Origin of the sequence: Corallococcus terminator, assembly GCF_049194865.1 — a bacterium.
Classification (GTDB): Bacteria; Myxococcota; Myxococcia; order Myxococcales; family Myxococcaceae; genus Myxococcus; species Myxococcus terminator_A.
The window spans coordinates 1-18,822 of the sequence record NZ_JBLZWL010000101.1 but is presented as its reverse complement, the minus strand read 5'-3'; the positions used below and the strand labels follow the sequence as shown (position 1 = coordinate 18,822).

General features: G+C 70.3%; 19 protein-coding genes and 1 pseudogene. 11 read left to right on the top strand and 9 right to left on the bottom strand.

Translation table 11 applies throughout. The features are described from left to right. The 8 genes from ACN469_RS30810 to moaD form a co-directional block, all read left to right on the top strand. Positions 1 to 349: site-2 protease family protein (locus tag ACN469_RS30810; RefSeq protein WP_498773654.1), on the top strand; the 349-nt coding region annotated here is incomplete at its 5' end. 7 nt (positions 350 to 356) lie between these two features. Beyond that, positions 357 to 839: a septal ring lytic transglycosylase RlpA family protein gene (locus tag ACN469_RS30805; protein WP_498773652.1), complete on the top strand. Its 483-nt coding sequence runs from the start codon at positions 357 to 359 to the stop codon at positions 837 to 839. 9 nt (positions 840 to 848) lie between these two features. Next, on the top strand, positions 849 to 1,586 hold the full coding sequence (gene tsaB / locus ACN469_RS30800; RefSeq protein WP_498773650.1) for a tRNA (adenosine(37)-N6)-threonylcarbamoyltransferase complex dimerization subunit type 1 TsaB: 738 nt from the start codon (positions 849 to 851) through the stop codon (positions 1,584 to 1,586). A 43-nt stretch (positions 1,587 to 1,629) separates the two neighbouring features. Then, a complete protein-coding gene (locus ACN469_RS30795; protein WP_498773648.1) occupies positions 1,630 to 2,658 on the top strand; it encodes an aspartate-semialdehyde dehydrogenase in 1,029 nt (342 codons plus the stop codon). A 126-nt stretch (positions 2,659 to 2,784) separates the two neighbouring features. Next, the gene (locus ACN469_RS30790; RefSeq protein WP_498773646.1) at positions 2,785 to 3,696 is read left to right on the top strand and encodes an MXAN_2561 family MXYO-CTERM-anchored protein; all 912 of its coding nucleotides are present in this window, start codon (positions 2,785 to 2,787) and stop codon (positions 3,694 to 3,696) included. Next, positions 3,693 to 4,421, top strand: coding sequence for an MXAN_2562 family outer membrane beta-barrel protein (locus tag ACN469_RS30785; RefSeq protein ID WP_498773644.1), 729 nt, complete (start codon positions 3,693 to 3,695; stop codon positions 4,419 to 4,421). Before ACN469_RS30790 ends, ACN469_RS30785 begins: the two co-directional genes overlap by 4 nt. Before the next feature lie 6 nt (positions 4,422 to 4,427). Continuing rightward, positions 4,428 to 6,293, top strand: coding sequence for a PKD domain-containing protein (locus ACN469_RS30780; protein ID WP_498773642.1), 1,866 nt, complete (start codon positions 4,428 to 4,430; stop codon positions 6,291 to 6,293). After that, positions 6,290 to 6,964: a molybdopterin converting factor subunit 1 gene (gene moaD, locus ACN469_RS30775; RefSeq protein WP_498773640.1), complete on the top strand. Its 675-nt coding sequence runs from the start codon at positions 6,290 to 6,292 to the stop codon at positions 6,962 to 6,964. The genes ACN469_RS30780 and moaD overlap by 4 nt, the downstream gene beginning before the upstream one ends. Here the strand turns inward: moaD and ACN469_RS30770 are convergent. The 4 genes from ACN469_RS30770 to ACN469_RS30755 all read right to left on the bottom strand — a co-directional run bounded on the left by ACN469_RS30770 (position 6,891) and on the right by ACN469_RS30755 (position 11,150). Beyond that, on the bottom strand, positions 6,891 to 7,826 hold the full coding sequence (locus ACN469_RS30770) for an acyl-CoA desaturase (protein ID WP_498773638.1): 936 nt from the start codon (positions 7,824 to 7,826) through the stop codon (positions 6,891 to 6,893). The two genes, moaD and ACN469_RS30770, sit on opposite strands and share 74 nt — an antisense overlap. 127 nt (positions 7,827 to 7,953) lie before the next feature. Then, entirely contained in the window at positions 7,954 to 8,634 is a 681-nt protein-coding gene (locus tag ACN469_RS30765; RefSeq protein WP_498773636.1) for a hypothetical protein, read from the bottom strand. A 118-nt stretch (positions 8,635 to 8,752) separates the two neighbouring features. Beyond that, complete coding sequence (locus ACN469_RS30760; RefSeq protein ID WP_498773635.1) at positions 8,753 to 10,711, bottom strand: site-2 protease family protein; 1,959 nt, start codon at positions 10,709 to 10,711, stop codon at positions 8,753 to 8,755. A 16-nt stretch (positions 10,712 to 10,727) separates the two neighbouring features. Continuing rightward, on the bottom strand, positions 10,728 to 11,150 hold the full coding sequence (locus tag ACN469_RS30755; protein WP_498773633.1) for an NUDIX domain-containing protein: 423 nt from the start codon (positions 11,148 to 11,150) through the stop codon (positions 10,728 to 10,730). 197 nt (positions 11,151 to 11,347) lie between these two features. Between ACN469_RS30755 and ACN469_RS30750 the strand changes: the two genes are divergently transcribed. From ACN469_RS30750 to ACN469_RS30740, 3 genes are all read left to right on the top strand, one after another. After that, positions 11,348 to 11,698 (top strand): hypothetical protein, encoded by a 351-nt coding sequence (locus ACN469_RS30750; RefSeq protein WP_498773631.1) that lies wholly within the window; start codon positions 11,348 to 11,350, stop codon positions 11,696 to 11,698. Between the two features lie 67 nt (positions 11,699 to 11,765). Beyond that, the gene (gene acs, locus ACN469_RS30745; protein ID WP_498773629.1) at positions 11,766 to 13,721 is read left to right on the top strand and encodes an acetate--CoA ligase; all 1,956 of its coding nucleotides are present in this window, start codon (positions 11,766 to 11,768) and stop codon (positions 13,719 to 13,721) included. A 284-nt stretch (positions 13,722 to 14,005) separates the two neighbouring features. Next, positions 14,006 to 15,361 (top strand): aminotransferase class I/II-fold pyridoxal phosphate-dependent enzyme, encoded by a 1,356-nt coding sequence (locus tag ACN469_RS30740; RefSeq protein WP_498773627.1) that lies wholly within the window; start codon positions 14,006 to 14,008, stop codon positions 15,359 to 15,361. 80 nt (positions 15,362 to 15,441) lie between these two features. On the opposite strand, the pseudogene ACN469_RS30735 reads toward ACN469_RS30740, so the two are convergent. The 5 genes and pseudogenes from ACN469_RS30735 to ACN469_RS30715 all read right to left on the bottom strand — a co-directional run. Next, positions 15,442 to 16,070 (bottom strand): annotated as a pseudogene (locus ACN469_RS30735) (histidine phosphatase family protein). A 62-nt stretch (positions 16,071 to 16,132) separates the two neighbouring features. Further along, positions 16,133 to 16,768, bottom strand: coding sequence for a hypothetical protein (locus ACN469_RS30730; RefSeq protein ID WP_498773625.1), 636 nt, complete (start codon positions 16,766 to 16,768; stop codon positions 16,133 to 16,135). After that, positions 16,765 to 17,649 (bottom strand): ribonuclease HII, encoded by an 885-nt coding sequence (gene rnhB / locus ACN469_RS30725; protein WP_498773623.1) that lies wholly within the window; start codon positions 17,647 to 17,649, stop codon positions 16,765 to 16,767. Before rnhB ends, ACN469_RS30730 begins: the two co-directional genes overlap by 4 nt. A gap of 270 nt (positions 17,650 to 17,919) precedes the next feature. Then, the gene (locus ACN469_RS30720) at positions 17,920 to 18,303 is read right to left on the bottom strand and encodes a carboxypeptidase-like regulatory domain-containing protein (protein WP_498773621.1); all 384 of its coding nucleotides are present in this window, start codon (positions 18,301 to 18,303) and stop codon (positions 17,920 to 17,922) included. 43 nt (positions 18,304 to 18,346) lie between these two features. Next, positions 18,347 to 18,822 (bottom strand): tetratricopeptide repeat protein (locus ACN469_RS30715; RefSeq protein ID WP_498773619.1); only part of this gene is annotated, 476 nt, incomplete at its 5' end.

The window sequence follows — 18,822 nt, the reverse complement described above, 5'->3', positions numbered from 1 at the left end:
GCCGAAAATCGTGGGGCAGATGGTGAAGGTGCTCGGGGGGCTCATCACCCGCGACGTGCCGCTGAGCACGGTGGGTGGCCCCATCATGATGTACCAGCTGGCGGCCCGCAGCGCGGAGCAGGGCCTGGACTCCTTCCTCAACCTGATGGCCATCATCTCCATCAACCTGGGGGTGATGAACCTGCTGCCCATCCCCGTGCTGGACGGGTTCGCGCTGCTGTCCGCCGCGTGGGAGGGCATCCGCCGTCGCCCCATTCCGGTGCGCGTGCGCGAGGCCGCCAACATGGTGGGCCTGGCGCTGCTCATCCTGTTGATGCTCCTGGTCTTCACCAACGACATCACCCGCTAGAGGCCCCATGCGCGCGAGCACCGTCGTCATCCTGCTGGCGCTGGGCCTCTCCACCGGCTGCGCATCGCGCGCCGCGAAGCCGGACTCGCGCGAGGACTCGAACCCATCGCCGTCGTCTCCGGGCGTGACGAGGCGCGAGCAGATGCCTCGCTCCTACGTGGGCGAGGGGCTGGCCTCGTTCTACGGTCCGGGGCTGCACGGCCGTCCCACCGCGAGCGGGGAGCGCTTCAACCAGGACGCGATGACCGCCGCGCACCGCAAGGAGCGCTTCGGCGCGTGCCTGCGCGTGGTGAACATGGAGAACGGCCGCTCCGTGCAGGTCCGCGTGAATGACCGGGGGCCGTACGTGGACGGGCGCATCATCGACGTCTCGAAGGCCGCCGCCTCCAAGCTGGGCATGTTGGACAAGGGCGTGGTGCGCGTGCGGCTGTATCGCTGCAAGGACGCCGTGTCGGAGATTCCCCGCGCAATGTGGGCCGCACCGGTGTAGGGAGCGCCCATGTTCCTCGCGCTGGACACCTCCACGCTGACGATGTCGCTCGCCCTGGTGGAGCGCGGCCAGGACGGCGCCGTGCGCGCGGTGGAGCACTCCGTGGTGCGTCCGCCCGTGAAGCAGAGCGAGGCCTTGCCCGGTGTCGTCGGGGAGCTGCTGGCCCGCCATGGCGTCAAGCTTGGGGACCTGGAGGGCCTCGTCATTGGCCTGGGCCCTGGCTCGTTCACGGGGCTGCGCATCGGGCTGGCCACGGTGAAGTCGCTGGCGTACGCGACGGGCCTCAAGGTGGCGGGCGCGTCCTCGCTGGCGGCCGTGGCGCTGGAGGGCCCGGAGGACGTGCCGCTGTACTGCCTCGCGGTGGCGCGCAAGGACGACCTGTACCTGGGCGCCTACGTCCGGCGCGGCGCCACGGTGGAGGCGCTGGAGCCGGAGACGGCCATGTCGCCCAAGGACGTGGCCGCGCGCATGGCGGCGGAGCCCCGGGCGGTGGCGCTGGGGCCGGCGCTGGTGGACTACCGCGCGGCGCTGGTGTCCCACGGCGTGGCCGAGGCGCGGTTGCTGGCGGGGGTGGAGTTCCCCTCGGCGGTCGAGTTGACGCGGCTGGTGCGCATGCCGGAGACGTTCTCGCTCGAGGCCCTCTTCGCCATGGAGCCGCACTACGTGCGGGCCTCCGAGCCGGAGCGAAACCCCAAGTTCCCTCCGCTGCCGGGGCCCGTGCCCACGGCGCGGTTGAAGGACGACTGAAGCGTCCAGCGCTCACGCGCTCGGGCGATGCAAAGGACGCGCGATGAGAGACGATTTCAAGATTGCCGTGGTGGGCGCCACGGGAGTGGTGGGCCGTGAGGTGTTGGCCGCGCTGCACGCGCGCGACGTGCCCGCGGAGCAGGTGCATGCCTTCGCCTCCGAGCGCTCGAAGGGCCTGTCGGTGGAGTACGGCGAGGACTCGCTGGACGTGGAGCGCGCCGTGCCCGAGGCCTTCCGGGGCATGGGCCTGGTGCTGCTGGCCACGCCCGCCGAGGCGTCCCGTACGCTGGCGCCGGCCGCGCAGGCCGCGGGCGCGTGGGTGGTGGATGTCAGCTCCGCCTTCCGGGGAGACGGCAACGTCCCGCTGGTGTTGCCGGGCTTCAACACGGAGCTGCTGGGCGCGACGATGAAGGGGCGCATGGTGTGCTTGCCGAGCGCGGTGACGACGGCCTCCGTGCATGTCATCGAGCCCTTGCGTCGGGCCTTCGGCGTGGTGCGCGCGCAGGTGACGGCGATGATGAGCGTGTCCAGCGCGGGCGTGCGCGGCGTGGCGGAGCTGGAGAAGCAGACCGCGGATTTGATGTCCGGGCGCGAGCCGGACCCGAGCGCCTTCCCGCACCGCGTGGGCTTCAACCTGGTGCCCCAGGTGGGCGGCTTCATGGTGGGCTCCCCGTGGACGGAGGAGGAGGGCGGCTGGACGCTGGAGGCCGCGCGGCTGTTCGCGACGGTAGGGGATGCGCTTGTGCTCGCCGGCACCGCGGTGCAGGTGCCCAGCTTCTACGGCCACGGCCTCACCCTCAACGTGCAGCTCAAGAAGGCGGGCCCGGCGGAGCAGGTGCGCGCGGCCCTGAAGACGTCGCCCGCCCTCAAGGTGCTGGACACCCCCGGCGAGCGCATCTACCCCATGCCCATGCTCGTCACGTCGGACCCCACGGTGCACGTGGGCCGGGTGCGCGCCTTCCCCCAGGCCCCCGAGTGGGTGACGCTCTTCGCCGCCGTGGACAACGCCACCCGGGGCGCGGCCCTCAACCTGGTGGAGGCCGGCCTCAAGCTGGCTGAGCGCGCAGTCTGACAAATTGGCACAAGGGCCGCGGCCGTCCTGCCTGTTTGGCTCGCCAGGGCGGCCCGTGAGGGCCAAAAGTAGGCTTGCGGGAACGATTTCAACGTGGCCCTCCGCTTGCTAGCTTGCGGCTCACCCATGCGCCTCACATTCGCCGTGTTCCTGCTCTTCGCGTCGACCGCCCTGGGGCAGACCCAGACCGTGACCTTCACGGCAACGGGCACCACCATCCAAGGCGGCGAAATCGTCGTCTCCCAGGCCAACTGCTCCAGTGTCCGACAGGTCACCTGGACGCGGACGACGGCCAACCTGTGCGACACGCTCTATCTCTGGCTGTCCGCCGACACCTGCTCCGCCGAGCCCGGGGCATCATCGGTGACGCTGGATTCCATCGCGAAGACGGAGACCCAGACGACGGGTGTGCTCGATTTGAAGATGAGCGACGCGCTCTCCAAGGCGGGCACGTCGTGCGAGGCGCAGACGGAGAACAAGACGTTCAAGCTCTGCGCGTCAGTGCGGCCCTTCAACAGCACCGGTTCGTTGTGTGAGACCACCGCGACGAGCATCGGCACGCCGAGCATCTCCTTCATCCTGGACCCGAAGGCGCCCAATGCGCCGGAGCTGCCGGGCGTGACGGGGCTGGACGGCGCGCTGAGCGTCAGCGTGACGTCGCCCAGTGATTCATCCCTGCTGAAGGTGGAGGTGGTGGAGCTGGTGGCGGGGGACGGGGACGGTGGCGCGGAGACGGCGGGTGAGGTGGTCGTCTCGAAGGAGCAGACGACCGACAACACGGTGTTCCGGATGGAAGGCCTGGAGAACGAAAAGAAGTACGGCGTGCGCGCCTTCGCCTTGGACAAGGCGGGCAATCAGAGTGGTGCGTCGCCCCTGGCGACCGGCTCGCCGATTCCGAGCAATGGATTCTACGCGGCCTATCGCGCGGCGGGTGGTGAGGAGACGGGCGGGTGTGGAGCGGGTGGTGGCGGGCTCGCGTTGGGCGCCGTGGTGGCGGCCCTTGGGTTCTGGGTGACTTCGAGGAGGAAGCTGTCATGAGTCGGGCATCGGCCGTGAGTGTGGCCATGATGGTTGCCGCGCTGCCGGCGTGGGCGCAGGACGTCGGAGTGGTTTCGACCGAGCAGTTCGAGTCGCCTCGCAGCGGCGGCATCATCATCCGGGTGGGCGGCTACAAGCCGCAATTGGATGACGAGAAGGCGCTCAACGGGAAGACGCCCTTCAAGGACACGTTCGGTGACTCGTCGCTCCTGCTTGGGGAGCTGGAGTTTCAGCGCTACTTCTACCAAGGCATCGGCACCGCGGGCGTGGGTGTGTCGGCGGGCTACGGAGAGAAGTACGCGGCGGCGAAGCTGGCGGGCGGAGGCAACGCGGCGGAGCAGACGGCGCTGAAGGTGGTGCCGCTGGGGCTCAACCTCTTCTACAAGTTCGACTACGCCGCCTTCGAGTGGGGCATCCCGCTGGTGCCGTACGGCAAGCTGGGCCTCATCTACTCGCCGTGGTGGGTGACCAAGGGCAGCGACGACGAGGTCGTCGACGGCACCCCCGCCAAGGGCGCCAAGTGGGGCTGGGGCGCGACGGGCGGGGTGTCCTTCCTGCTGGACGTGTTGCAGCCGCGCTTCGCGCGCGACTTCGACTCCGGGCTGGGCATCAACCACAGCTACCTGTTCGCCGAGTACACCTACTCGGATGTGGACAATTTCGGCGGGAAGGGCTTCGTCCTCTCCAGCCGACGCTGGATGTTCGGACTCGCGCTGGACTATTAGCGGCGGATGCTGCTTTTTCCGCGCTCCCTCCGCCCGTTCGTCGCGCTCTTCCTCTTGATGGTCGCCGTGGGCCCCTGGGCCTCCGGCTGCCGGCGCGTCGTCCGGGCGGACCTGGGCGCGGACCGTACCGTGGAAGCGGGCGTGCCCGTGGAGCTGGGCTCGGGCGAGGCGGGGGCGCGGGCCCTCACCTGGGAGCCCGGTGACGGGACGCCCGCGTCGCAGGGCGCGCGCCTGTCGCATGCCTTCGCCCGCGCGGGCACGTACACCGTTCGAGCACTGCACGAGGGCCAGGAGGTCGGCACCGTGCGGCTCACCGTGGTGCCGCGTCCGCTGCTGCGTGCGGTGCCCTCCGACGCGCGCTCGCTGCTGTGGGTGCCCCGGCTGCAGGGCAACGTGGAGCCGCTGGTGGACTTCTACGAGCGGCTCGTGGGTCCCGAGGACGCGGAGCAGGCGCTGCGGGAGGCTCCGCTGGTGTCGCTCGTGCTGAGCAGCCTGACGAATGGCTCCGGCAGCGTCGTGGACCCCGAGGAGGGCTTTGGACTCTTCCTGGTGCCCGGGTTCGACGGCGTGGTGGCGCTCCTGGGCGTGACGGAGCCCGACGCGGCCCTGGCGGCGGTGGCGAAGGAGCTGGAGGGCGTGGGGCACGAGGTGGCTCCCACGGGGGACGGCGCCATGCGCGTGACGCCCCTGGACTCCAGCGCGGCGATGCTGTTGTTCGTCGACCGGGGCTACCTGTACCTCGCGATTCCGGACAGCGCGGATGAAGAGGAGGCGCCCGAGGAGGGCGAGACGCTGGAGGTGCTGGCCCAGGAAGAGGAGGCTCCGGCGGTGGTGGGCGACGTCGAGGTGGCTCGCCGCGCGGTGAAGGGCCTGTCCGGCCCCGGGCTCTCCGAGGTCGCGCTGTTGACGGAGCTGCGGCCGAAGGTGGCCGAGGGCAACGTCTACCTGTACTCGGGCGCGCTGCAGCGGGCCGAGGAGGGGGAGGAGGCGGGGCCGGTGCGCGGGTTCTTCGCGTCGGTGACGGTGCGGCCGGAGCGCCTGTCGTTGGATGGCTTCCTGTCGTCCACGCGGCCGTTGCTGAAGGGGGCGGATGCTCCCGCGTCGGCGTTGCTGGCGGACAGCGCGCTGGGGCCGGTGGCCGCCGCGCAGCTCTCCGTGCCTCCCGAGGAGCTGGCGAAGCTGGTGTTCGGCGCGCCGGGCTCGCCGCACCGGGAGCGCACCGTGGAGCGCTGGCTCGCGCGGGGGCTGGACGCGGAGGCGCTCTTGAAGGCGCTGCGCGGCGACGTGGCCATGCTGGTGTACTTCGACGCGCCCGCGTTCCTGCGCAACTTCGTCCAGAAGCAGCGCCCGGAGCCCAAGGGCACGCTGCTCATCGACGCGGGCCTCACGTCGGCGGAGCCGGTGCTGAGGCTGCTCGATGCGCGGCTGCAGGGCACGTCGCTGCGCTTCAGCGCGGAGAAGATCCCCGGAGGCAAGGTCTACCGGACGCTGCTCCGGGGGTATCCGGTCCAACTGACGGTGGGGCCGGAGCGGGCCACGCTCGTCGCGGGAGAGTCGCTGGATGGCCGGCCGCGTGGCGACGTGGGCCGCTCCCTTCGCGAGCGGTTGGGGGGCGAGGCGTTCGGCGCCGGGCACATGTCGGTGATGGCGGACCTGGGCCAGCTTCGCGCGGACCTGGAGGCGCAGCAGTCCGTGCCCGGGGTGTCGCCGGAGCGGCTCGCTTCCGCCCAGGCGCTCGTCAAGGCGGTGCTGGAGGGTGTCACCCCGCTGGACTCGGCCTTCCTGGACTTCTCGCTCGCCGAAGGGGGCGCGCGGCTCAAGGGCGAGCTGCGGCTTCGCGAGGACGCTCGGACGGGGCGGGGTTGGCAGTGAGCGAGGGGCGCGCAATCACCGTGCTGTACTTCGCCGCCGCGCGTGAGCGGACGGGGCGGGCGCGTGAGTCGCTGGAGGTGCCCGAGGGCGCGACGGTGCGCGACGTGCTCGGGTTGCTCGCGACGGCGCATCCCGGGCTCGCGGTGCTGTTGCCGCATCTGCGCGTGGCGGTGGACCAGGAGTTCGTGAGCGCCGAGGCGCCGGTGCGCGCGGGCGCGGAGGTGGCGCTGATTCCTCCCGTGGCGGGCGGCTCGCCCGGGCTGTTCCGGGTGGTGGACCGGCCGCTGCGGTTGGAAGAGGTGGTGGAGGCGGTGGGCGGTGAGTCGTATGGCGGCCTGGTGACGTTCAGCGGCTCCGTGCGCGACCAGACGAAGGGGCGGCGCGTGCTGCGGCTGGAGTACGAGGCCTACGCGCCCATGGCCGAGAAGAAGCTGGCGGAGATTGGGGCGGAGGCCTCGGCGCAGTGGCCGGGCGTGCGGCTGGCGATGGTCCACCGCGTGGGCACGCTGGTGCCCGGAGAGCTGGCGGTGGTCATCGCCGCCGCGGCCCCGCATCGCAAGGAAGCGTTCCGGGGCTGCGAGCACGCGATTGAGCGGCTCAAGCAGGACGTGCCCATCTGGAAGAAGGAGTTCTTCGAGGATGGCGAGGTCTGGGTCGGGCTGGGGCCCTGACGCCGCACAAGTCCCACACGAGGCCCAGCCGTTCGAGCCCGCGCAGCACGAGGTAGACGACGTCCACCTCCCACCACGCGACGCCCTGGCAGGCTCGGCCCGCGCGGTGGTGATGGTTGTTGTGGAACTCGCCCAGCGACAGCACCGCGTAGAGCAGGTTGTTTCGGCTGTTGTCCCGCGTGTCGAAGCGGCGAGGACCCCACAGGTGGGCCAGCGTGTTGCCCAGGGACAGGGCGTGGAGCAGCAGGACGGTGCCCAGCACGTAGCCCCAGAAGACCGCCGAGGCGCCACCCACCAGGGCCAGCACGCCGACCCAGAGGAGTGCCGGGACGAAGGGGTGCTCGTCGAGCCAGTGCAGCTCCGGGTGGTTCGCGAAGTCACGCACCAGCTCGCGCCGCGTGGGCCCGTTGGCGCGTTCGAAGAGCCAGCCGGCCTGGGCATGCAGCAGGCCGCCTTGCAGCGGTGAGTGCGGGTCCTCCGGTGTGTCGGAGGCGCGGTGGTGCTGGCGGTGCTGCGAGGCCCACCACAGGACGCCGCGCTGCGTGCTGCTCATGGCCAGCAGCGCGAGCAGGAACTGGAAGGCGCGGCTGGTCCGGAAGCTCCGGTGCGAGAAGTAGCGGTGGTAGCCCGCTGAGATTCCGAACATCCGTGTCACGTACGAGGCCGCGCACAGCGTCAACGCGCCCCAGGAGGGTCGGAAGACGAAGAGGCCCGCGATGGCGGCCAGGTGCAGCGCCACGTACCAGGTGAGCAGGAAGCCGTCGCGTCGTTCGTGGGGCTCGCCTGGAGCGAGTCTTCCGCGCCAGGGCTCGCGTTTGAACGGCGCGAAGCGCAAGGGTGTCAGTCGAAGCGATTCAGTCATGTGTCATCCCCCCATCTCGAGCTACGCGCGTGCGTGGCTCGTGGATGTGCGGATGACGGTGCAGGCGGGGCGGCGGGGGCCCCGACTCAGGCTCGGGGCGCGGAGAGGCCCCGGGCCTGTCGAGACCTCAGCGCGCGCGGAAGGTCGCGGGGATGTGGACCTCCGGGCCCGCGTCGGGCTGCTGCTGCTGCTGCGAGCGCTCCGCATCGGTGATGGGGCGCATGGGCGTGTCGAGGCCCATCGCCTTGCGGCGCGCGGCTTCCTTGTCGGCGGCCTGTTGCAGCGCGCGCGCGTTGGATTCAGCGGCGCGTTCCGCCGTGGGGCCCGCGAAGAGGAAGCCGATAGGGAGGCTCAGGAAGAGCAGGCCGACGATGACGAGCCAGCCCATGTCCTTCCACTGGAGGGGACCGACGCGCTCCTTCACGACGGAGCTCTGGACGAGCAGCGACAGATGACCTTCCGTCAGCCGCAGCGTCATGCCGTCCGCGAGCGCCACCGAAGTCCTGCCCTGGTCCTGGACGAGTTGGTTGTTCGGCACGGACGTGAAGGCATCGCCGCGAGCCTTGTGCTCCAGGTGGACCTTGGGCGGCAGGTGGATGCGCCAGCCGCGTTCGGTGCGCTCGGCCATGAGGAAGGGCTCCTCCGGCAGCGTGAAGCCATAGAGGGGCAGGGGCGCCTTCTCATCGGGCGCGGCATGCACCTTCGCCTGCTCGGGCCCGTAGCTCCAGGCCTCCGCCAGGTTCTCTCCCCAGTACAGCTCGAAATACAGCCCGCCGTCCGCCTTGGTGCTCATCTCGCCCACAAGCATATGCGTCCTGCTTCCTCTCGGCCGCTTCATCGGGCGCGGAAGCCCACCGGTGGACACGAAACGTCCGCCCGCCTACTCGACAACCAAGGGAGGGCTGGGGTTCTCCCGGCCCACCAGTTCAGGCGGAAGTCGGGGCACTCGCTCCACCCGTGCTCGTGGAGGGAGGGGCACTTGGTGAAGGGCTCGTGGGTGGCGTCGGCCCACCGGCCCCTGGAGGCGTGGGGGCACTGGGGCCGCCTGCTCCCGAGGGAGGACCTGGCGCGGGAGCGGGGGCCTTCGTGTCGGCGGCTGTCGATGCGGCGGGCACGGTGGTGGGCTCACTCGCTCCGTTCGGCGTGGCGGTGGACGGGACATCCTTTCCGCCAGTCGAGGAGGCGCCAGGCGCGGCGGCCCCCGGTCCCGCGGGCACGGCGGTTCCAGGTACACCGGGTCCGCTTGTCGCGGGGGCACTCGGTCCACCAGGCGCGGTGACAGTGGGCGACGCGGGGCCTGCTGTTCCCGTGGCGGAGGGTGCGGTGGTAGCGGGCATGGGACCAACTGCGCCGGTGGCACTCGGTGCCACGGATCCGCTTGTTCCCGAGACGGCTGGCGCAACCGCTCCACCCGCGCCCGTCACAGCAGACGGGACGGGCTCACTTGCTCCCGCGACACCCGGCGTCCCCGTTCCAGTGGTGCCTGCGCTCCCTGGCGCCACGGCTCCACCTGGGCCCACGACGGCAGGCACCGTTGTTCCAGGTGCTCCCGTGCCGACAGGCGCTGTCGTTCCATCGGCACCCGAGGCACCCGGCGCAGTCGTACCCGCGACACCCGGCGTAGTCGTACCCGGGGCACCAGGCGCAACTGCACCCGCGACACCCGGCACACTCGTTCCAGGCGCACCCGTGACGGCAGGTGCACTCGTTCCAGGTGTACCCGCGACCCCCGGTGTGACGGTTCCACCGGGTGCGGTGGGCGTCGGCGTCGAGCCGGCGGCAGTGGGCGTGCCCGCTCCAGGTGCGGGCGGCGTCCCTGGAGTCGTCGTCGTGGCGGCTTGCGTCCCCCACTTGAAACGCTCGGGAAGCGCGCCCCGAATCTCGGCGGCGGCCACTCCGACGATGACCGCTGAAATCGCGAGGAAGCCCACCGTCTGCGCCACGGTCTCCACTCGCGGCGGCAGCTTGCGACCGCTCGCCACTTCAATCAGCAGCAACAGCACCCGCCCACCATCCAACCCGGGGACCGGCAGCAGCGTCAGCAACGCCAGCGCCATCGATGCGGCCACCAAGGCCCGCAGCACCGAGTCCACACCCGAGGACGCCGCATCCGACGACTCCTGCCGCACCAGCGCCCCGGGCCCCGTCGGTCCTCCATGCGGCTGACCACCGCGCACCAATCGCACGAACATCGTCACGCCTTCCGACGCGAGATTCCTCGTGTGGACGAACGCATGGCGCAGCGCCTCGCCCGGTGCATGCGAGCGATAGACGTACTGCTGACTCACGCCGATACGTCCCTCGCCGCGCTCATCCGCGCGAGGCCGCACGCTCACCGTGCGCGACTCCCCGTGCCGATCCACCCGCAGCTCCAGCGTGCGACCCACGCCCACCGCCACCTTCTCGACGAACTCCGTCCAGGTGCGCAGCTGCTGGCCGTCCACCGTGTCGATGCGGTCGCCCGGAAGCAACTGCGCTCGCGCCGCCTCCGAGCCGGGCCGCACCGTGCCCACCGTCAGCGGCACCACCACGTGCGTGCCGGACGTGTACAGCGCGAAGAGGACCCCCAACGCGAACACGTAGTTGGCCAGCGGCCCCGCCAGGATGATGAGCGCGCGCCGCAGCGGCCCCATGGCCCGGAAGCTCACGGCCTCGGCCGCGTCCGCGCGGTGCGGATTCATCCCCTGGATGTGCACGGTGGCGCCCAGTGGCACCGCGCCCACGACGAACTGCGTCCCTCCCAACCGGAAGGACGCCATCGGAGGGCCGAACCCGAAGACGAACCGAGGCACCCGCACGCCGAGCAGCCGCGCGGCGACGAGGTGCCCCAGCTCGTGCAGGGCCAATAGCGCCCCGAGGGCGAGCAGGACGAGCGCGTAGTGCATCCTGGACTGCCGCTCCCTACAACTTCCGCCGCTGCCCGGTCCGCTTGTAGGCCCGGTAGTCGGAGAGGATGGTGCCGTGGTCGAAGCACAAGTCCGTCGGCAGCGCGTCCAGCGTGAAGGTGCGTGCCTCCGCCGCGTCATCCGAGCCCTGCGGCGTGCCCTCCGCCGTCCCGATGTACACCGTGGACAGCGTGTGCTGCCGAGGGTCTCTCTTCGGGTCCGAGTACGTGAAGAACTGCTCCACCAGCTTCACGTCCATTCCCGTCTCTTCCTTCACCTCGCGAATGGCCGCCGCATCCAGCGGCTCGCCTTCGTCCACGAACCCACCCGGCAGCGCCCAGCCGATGGGCGGATTCGCGCGACGGATGAGGACGATGCGTTCCCCGGCCAGCTCGATGATGCAGTCCACCGTGGGTTTGGGGTTGCGGTATTCGGGCATGGCCCCCACTCTAACCCGACCGCCACGTCCGCACTTCACTCGATGCGTCCGTGGAGTATGGTGCGCCCCGTGTCCACCGTGAGACGCTTCCTCCTGCTCCTGCCCGCCCTCCTCGTGAGCGCCATGTCGGGCTGTGTGCCCTTCAACCAGGACGCGGGGGACTACGAGTTCACCCCCGTGGAGATCTTCCGCGACGAGTGCGGCCTCTTCCCGACAACCAGGACCAGTTCCGCGGCGCCCTCCAGGTCACCGGGCGCGTCGTCCGCCTGGACTTCGGACTGCTCGACATGCAGCTCATCGGCTATTTCCTCGCCGAGGGGGATGACTTCGCCATCGATGGCACCATCGTGAATGCCTCGGCCAGGGTGCGAGGGCAGGATTGTCTGCTCGACGAGGCCAACTTCCACATCGACGCCACGACGCAGTGCGGGACGCGCTTCGACGGGGTGATGCGCGTGCGCTACGAGGCGACGCAGCGGCCCGCCGAGTGCGCCTGCGAGCTGTGGATGCGTTTTGAAGCCGTCAAGGAAGCGAAGCGCTGCGAATAGCGCGCTTGAGCCTGGGCTCGCGGGTTCCTAGAACAGAGGGGCTGTCGCCCACTCCGTGGAGGAGCCCATGGCTGAAACGCACCAAGGAATCGACTCGGTCCTGACCGAGTCCCGCGTCTTCCCACCGCCCCAGGCGTTCTCCCAACGCGCTCACTTGCGGAGCATGGAGGACTACCAGCGCCTGTGGGACGAGGCCGCGAGCAATCCGGACAAGTACTGGGGAGACCGCGCTCGCGAGGAACTGTACTGGAAGGAGCCCTTCAAGACGGTGCTCGACTGGAAGCCGCCGCACGCGCGCTGGTTCGTCGAGGGGCGCACCAACCTGGCCTACAACTGCCTGGACCGGCACCTCGACAAGCGGCGCGACAAACCCGCCATCCTCTTCGAGGGCGAGCCCGGAGACCGCCGCAGCATCACCTACGGAGAGCTGGCCACGCAGGTGAACCGGCTGGCCAACGGCCTCAAGTCGCTGGGCGTCAAGAAGGGTGACCGCGTGGGCATCTACCTGCCCATGGTGCCCGAGGCCGCGGTGGCGATGCTGGCGTGCGCGCGCATCGGCGCGGTGCACTCGGTGGTGTTCGGCGGCTTCTCCACGGAGGCGCTCCAGGAGCGCATGAACGACGCGGGCGCCAAGGTGGTGCTCACGGCGGACGGTGGCTGGCGCAAGGGCGCGGTGGTGCCGCTGCTCAAGAACGTGGAAGGCGCGCTGAAGACCATGACCACCGTGGAGAAGGTGGTGGTGCTGCGGCGCACGGGCGACTCGCTGACGCTGAACGACTCGAGGCTGGTGGCATGGGACGCGCTGGTGAAGGACCAGTCCGACACCTGCGAGCCGGAGTGGGTGGAGAGCGAGCACCCGCTGTTCATCCTCTACACCTCCGGCTCCACCGGAAAGCCCAAGGGCGTGCTGCACACCACGGCGGGCTACGCGGTGAATGCGTCGCTCACCACGCGCTGGGTGTTCGACCTGCGCGAGGAGGACGTCTACTGGTGCACCGCCGACGTGGGCTGGGTGACGGGGCACAGCTACGTCGTCTACGGGCCGCTGATGAACGGCGCGACGACGGTCATCTACGAGGGCGCGCCCACGCACCCGGGGCCGGAGCGGTTCTGGGACATCATCGAGCGCTACAAGGCCACCATCCTCTACACCGCGCCCACCGCCATCCGCGCCTTCATGCGCCTGGGTGACGAGCACCCGCGCAAGAAGGACCTGTCCTCGCTGCGCCTGTTGGGCAGCGTGGGCGAGCCCATCAACCCCGAGGCCTGGATGTGGTACCGCGATGTCATCGGCGGCGGCCGTTGCCCCGTCGTGGACACGTGGTGGCAGACGGAGACGGGCTCCATCATGATTTCGCCGCTGCCCGGCGCCACGCCCACCAAGCCCGGCTCCGCCACGCTGCCACTGCCGGGCATCCACGCCCAGATTCTGGACCGCGAGGGCAACGTGGTGCCGAAGGGGCAGGGCGGGCTGCTCTTCGTCACCAGGCCGTGGCCCTCCATGCTGCGCGGCGTGTACGGCGACCCGGAGCGCTACGTGCGCACGTACTTCAACGAGCTGCCCGGCATGTACTTCACCGGCGACGGCGCGCGCACGGACGCGGACGGCTACTTCTGGTTGATGGGCCGCGTGGATGACGTCGTCAACGTGGCCGGCCACCGCCTGGGCACCGCCGAGGTGGAGAGCGCCCTCGTCGCGCACACCCGCGTGTCCGAGGCCGCCGTGGTGGGCCGCCCCGACGACTTGAAGGGCACCGCGCTGGTGGCCTTCGTCACGCTGAAGCAGGGCCACGCGCCGTCCGCCGAGCTCAAGAAGGAGCTGGCCCAGCACGTCGCCAAGGAGATTGGCGCGATTGCCCGGCCGGATGAGATTCGCTTCGCGGAGGCGCTGCCCAAGACGCGCTCCGGGAAGATCATGCGCCGCCTGCTGCGCGACGTCGCCGCGGGCAAGAAGTCTTCCCAGGACACCACCACGCTCGAGGACCTCAACGTCCTCGCCGCGCTCCAGCAGAACGACGAATAGTCACACACCCGCCGGGTAGGGTGGGGGCGTCGGCCTGGCCCCCACCCCCGCCCATGGGACGTGGGGACTCGGGTGTTGTACGGGGAACCACTCAGGTCGGAACCACGGCTTGTTTCACTCGACGTATGATGTTGGAGCCGCACTCATAATCCGAAATATCCAGGTGTTGAGGAGTTGTTGACACTGGAAGATTGCAGGGGCATTAAAGGCCGCGCTCACCCCCCCGAGCGCGACGCCCCAGGTTCTATTTTCCGCGTCGTTACCCCTCCCCCTCGGATGTGTTCATGAATCTCCGCGATCAGCTCGACTCGCCGCTGTTCACCCATTTCATCGCCAACTACACGCACCCCACGGGGCCTGACCTGTTGGGCCGCACGGAGGCGTTCTTCGAGTGGCAGGAGTCGCGGCGGCAGAGTGGGCTGTGGCCGTACTCGCGGAGCTTGGAGGGGGCGCCCACGGCCGAGTGTGGCGTGCGCAGCGAGACAGGGGTGGCGCGGCAGGGATTGAACTTCGGCTCGCAGGACTATCTGGCGTTGTCGACGCATCCGTCCGTGGTGGAGGCGGCGCACCGGGCCATCCGTGACTTCGGTGTGCACAGCGCGGGCTCCGGCATGTTCGGTGGAAACACGGCGCCGTCGCTGAAGCTGGAGCAGGCGCTCGCGGAGCACCTGGAGATGCCGCACGTGGCGCTGTTCGCGACGGGGTGGGGCGCGGGCTTCGGCGCCATCGCCGGGCTGGTGCGTCCGGAGGACCACGTGGTGCTGGACGCGCTGTCTCACGCGAGCCTCCAGCAGGGGGCGAACGCGGCGACGCAGAAGGTGAGCCGGGTGCCGCACCTGAACAACCGCGCGATGCGCCGCAAGCTCCAGGAGCTGCGCGCCACCGACACGGCCAACGGCATCCTCGTCGTCACCGAGGGCCTGTTCTCCATGGACTCGGACGTTCCTCGCATCGAGGAGCTGCAGACCATCTGTCACGAGTTCGGCGCGACGCTGCTGGTCGACGTGGCGCATGACCTGGGAGCGCTGGGGCCCAAGGGCACGGGCAGCCTGGGCGCGCAGGGCCTGCTCGGGAAGGTGGACCTGGTGGTGGGCTCCTTCTCCAAGACGTTCTCGTCCAACGGTGGCTTCGTGGCGACGCGCTCGGCGGCGGTGCGCCAGTTCGTCCGTGTCATGGGTGGGCCGCACATCTTCTCCAACGCGCTGGTGCCCGTGCAGGCCGCGGTGGCGATGGAGTCGCTGCGCATCGTCCGCTCGGAGGAGGGAGATTTGCTGCGCGCGAAGGCGATGGAGAACATCCTCGCGCTGCGCGCCGTGTTCGCCGAGCGCGGAGTGAAGTGTCTGGGCGAGCCCTCCAACGTGGTCCCGGTGCCGCTGGGCGACCCGAAGGTGGCGCGCGTGGCGTCCAAGCTGGTGTTCGAGCGCGGCGTGTTCCCCAACCTGGTGGAGTACCCCGCGGTGCGCATCCGCGAGTCGCGCTTCCGCATGCAGGTGATGTCGTCGCACACGGTGGAGCAGATGAAGCAGGGCGCCGAGGTGGTGCTCACCGCCGTCGAAGAGGCCCGCGCGCTGCTCGCCGCACCCCAGCCCAGCCCGTTACGGGTGGCGCGCGCCGAGTCGGGCAAGCGCGCGGAGGTCTGAGGCTCGGACGTTCCGTCGAGTCCAACGCACGAGGCGCGAGTGTCCGGCCTCGTGCACCCCCGCGAAGTGGGGCGTGCCGCTCAGGTGTCGTCGAGGCTGTCGTCGCGCAGGTGCGTGATATCGCCCCACGTCACCAGGCGGAACGCGCCCTGGTGGTAGTCGAACTGGTTCCAGCAGGCGTTGAGCACCGAGAAGGCGCGCGGCGTGCCCGTTGGAATCCCCAGGCTGTGGCGGAAGAAGCTGCTCAAGACCCCCCCGTGGGTGACGACGACGACGCGCTCCCCGGGGTGGCGGCTGCCCACTTCCCTCAGGCACTCCACCGCGTGGCCCAGGCGCTGGGACGTGCTCTCGCCCCCGGGGACGACGAAGTCCGGCGCGTTGCTGGCGTACTCGCCAAAGATTTCGGGGTGCTGCTGGCTCGCCTCCTCGCGGGTGAGCCCCTCGAGGATTCCCAGCCCCGCTCTCGCAGCCGCGCGTCCGAATTGACCGCGTGGCCCGTCCTCGTGGAGATGCGCTGGGCGGTCTGCATCGCCCGGCCCAGGTCACTGCTGTACAGCGCGCTGAAGGAGAGGGTGGACAGCCGCGCCGCGAGCGCGTCCGCCTGACGCAGCCCCTCGGCGCTCAAGGGGCTGTCCCGGTGGCCCTGCAGCAGCCCCAGGGCATTCCACTCCGTCTCGCCGTGCCGCAGCAGGATGAGCTCGGTCTTCATGCCCGAAGCCTGACGTCGGGCCCCGGGCAGGGCAAGGACTCCGTGCGTGACGTGTCAGCGGCTCAGCGTGCCCGCTCCATGTGCGTCATGCCTTCCTCCAGCAGCGCCGCCACGCCTCGGCGCACCACGTGGACGACCTTGCGGCTGTAGGCCGGGCCTCCATGCGTGTAGTGCCCGCTCACCTTGTGGTGCAGCTCCGTGGCGCCCCACACCAGCACCAGGTCCGCCCACTCCAAGTCGGACCGCGCCCGGTCCGACGTGCGCCGCTCGGTGCCGTCCACCATGCGCAGGTCGATGTGGTGGCCCAGCTTCTCCTCCAACTCCTCGCGCACCGCCGGAGAGCCGCCCACCACGACCACCTTGCGCACGCCCCAGCGGTTGCACGTCTCCACGAAGGCGACCTCCGCGCGGTGGTTGGCGGAGCCTCCGCAGCGCGCGCAGTGGCTGCGCGGCTCCACCCTCAACGGCTCGCGGCCACTGGCCTGCGCCACCTTGAGGCACGCGCCGTCCGCGCACACGGAGAAGAAGCGCCCCTCGAGCACCTCCGCCGCCTTGTGCAGCTTGGGCTCGCTCATGCGCAGCTTGCCCGGACGCGTGAGGCCCGCATCCTCCAGCACGGTGCGGGCGCGCGCGCGCGCCTCCGTCAGCGTGATTCCTCGGTCCGACAGCCAGCCGTCGATGTCTCGGTCCGTGCTCATGACTTTCTCCTCGTCGGAGACGGCACGGCGGCGAACAGCTCCGCCTGCACGGGGGAAGTTTCGGAAGGCGCTGTCACCAGACCCAGCGCTTCTCTCACCGGGCCGAAGCTGCGCCGGTGGATGGGCAGCACGCCCTTCTCCTTCAGCGCCTGGACATGGCGCGCCGTCGGGTAGCCCTTGTGCTCCGCCAGGCCGTAGCCCGGGTAGCGCGTGTCCAGCTCCGCCATCAACTTGTCGCGCGTCGTCTTGGCCAGGATGGAGGCCGCCGCGATGCTCATGGAGAGCGTGTCACCCTTGATGATGCCGCGCTGGGGCGAGGGGCACTGCGGAATCGTCCGCGCGTCCACCAGCACGTAGTCGGGCTTGAGCCCCAGCCCCTCCACCGCGCGGCGCATGGCCAGCAACCCCGCGTGGTAGATGTTGAGGCGGTCGATCTCCTCCACCTCCGCGTGGCCCACCGCCCAGGTGACGGCGTCGCGCTTGATGGCGACCGCCAGCGCCTCGCGCTTCTCGGCGTCCAGCACCTTCTTGGAGTCGTCCAGCCCCTTGAGCCGGTAGCTCCGCGGCAGCACCGCCGCGGCGGCGACGACGGGGCCGGCCAGCGGTGCCATGCCCGCCTCGTCCACGCCCGCGACGTGGGTGTGCCCCTGCTCCCACAGCTCCGTCTCGAAGCGCAGCAGGTGGCGCAGCCGCTGTCCCTCGGAGCGGTTCTTCTCCTGTCGGGAGCGGATGCGCCGGGCGAGCGCCTGGGCGCCCCGTCGCGGATCCGCGTCGAGCGCCTCCAACAGGCCATTCGGGACGGGGTTCGCCTGGGTGACGAAGCGCTCGGTCAACTCCCCGAGGGCGCACTGCAGCCACTGTTCCCGGCTATCGATGGACATGCTTGCGGACCCGAGCGGCTACCGGAACGGTAGGACTCCCCGATGAGGGAACGCGATGCCCACCACAACACGTCCCCACCGCCGTACACACGGGAGCGCCCGACTGGTGGGTGGCTCCGAGGACGGGGAAGTGACGCGAGGAGGCGGGCATGCGGGTCTGACGCATGCAGACAGCCGTACCGCAGGCGACCGGCTCAATTCAACCTCCCCGGTGAATTCTCCCGAGGAAATCCTAGTGAACCCCGGAGAAGTTGGAGGCCAGATGAGTTCCTACGGACTCAGCTCCAGCGTCAGCTCCGCGGGTTCAGGTACGCAGTTGCAGGTGTCACACACCCATTCGACGCGCGAGGCGGGGGACACCTTGGAGCCGGCGATGGCCACCACCCGCACCGGGCTGGGGGCGAGCCGCTCGTTGACGGCGGTGGTGACGCCGTCGCCGTCGGTGACGCCGGAGATGCTCTCGTTGGAGGTGAGGTTGGTGGCGGTGACGGTGGCGCCACGCACCCGCGCGCCATCCGCCGAGACGACCTCCACGCGCAACGCCATCAGCGTCGCCTCGCAGTCGTCGATGCCTCGCTCCATGCGAGGCGCGTCATCACATCCCGCGAGCAGGCTGAGTCCGATGAGCCACGAGAGTCCACGCACCCGAATCATGCATGGAAGGTGATGATGGTGAGCGCGCGTGGCAATGCCCGACTCAGTCGGAAGTGGGCCTCGTCCGTTCACCTGCGTACCTTGCGGCGCTGGTGTCGGGGTAGCGGTGCAGCACGTACCGGTAGACCTCCTCCGCGCGCGCCGGCTCGTTCATCCGCTCGCCCAACACGCGCGCCAGCATCACCAGTGCGCGGGGCGCGGTGGGCGAATCCGGTGCCACATCCGCCGCCCGCTCCAGCGCCGTGACAGCCAGTGGGAAGTTTCCTTCCACGGCCGCGGCCTGCCCGATGAACAGGTGGTGCTCCGCGGGCACGCGCGAGGAGGGAAGTTGCTCCAGCTCGGCATACAGCTCCAGGGCCCGGGGTACGTCGCGCCCTCCCACCGCCGACGCCAGGGCGGAGAGCTGCTCGGTGGGGTCCGTCCTTGCCGCTCCGGTTTCTCCCGGAGGCGAAGCCGCTTCCACGCCGGACGCAGTCAACCCCCTCATGGCATGGAGCGAGGGTGCGTCCCTCAGCGGCC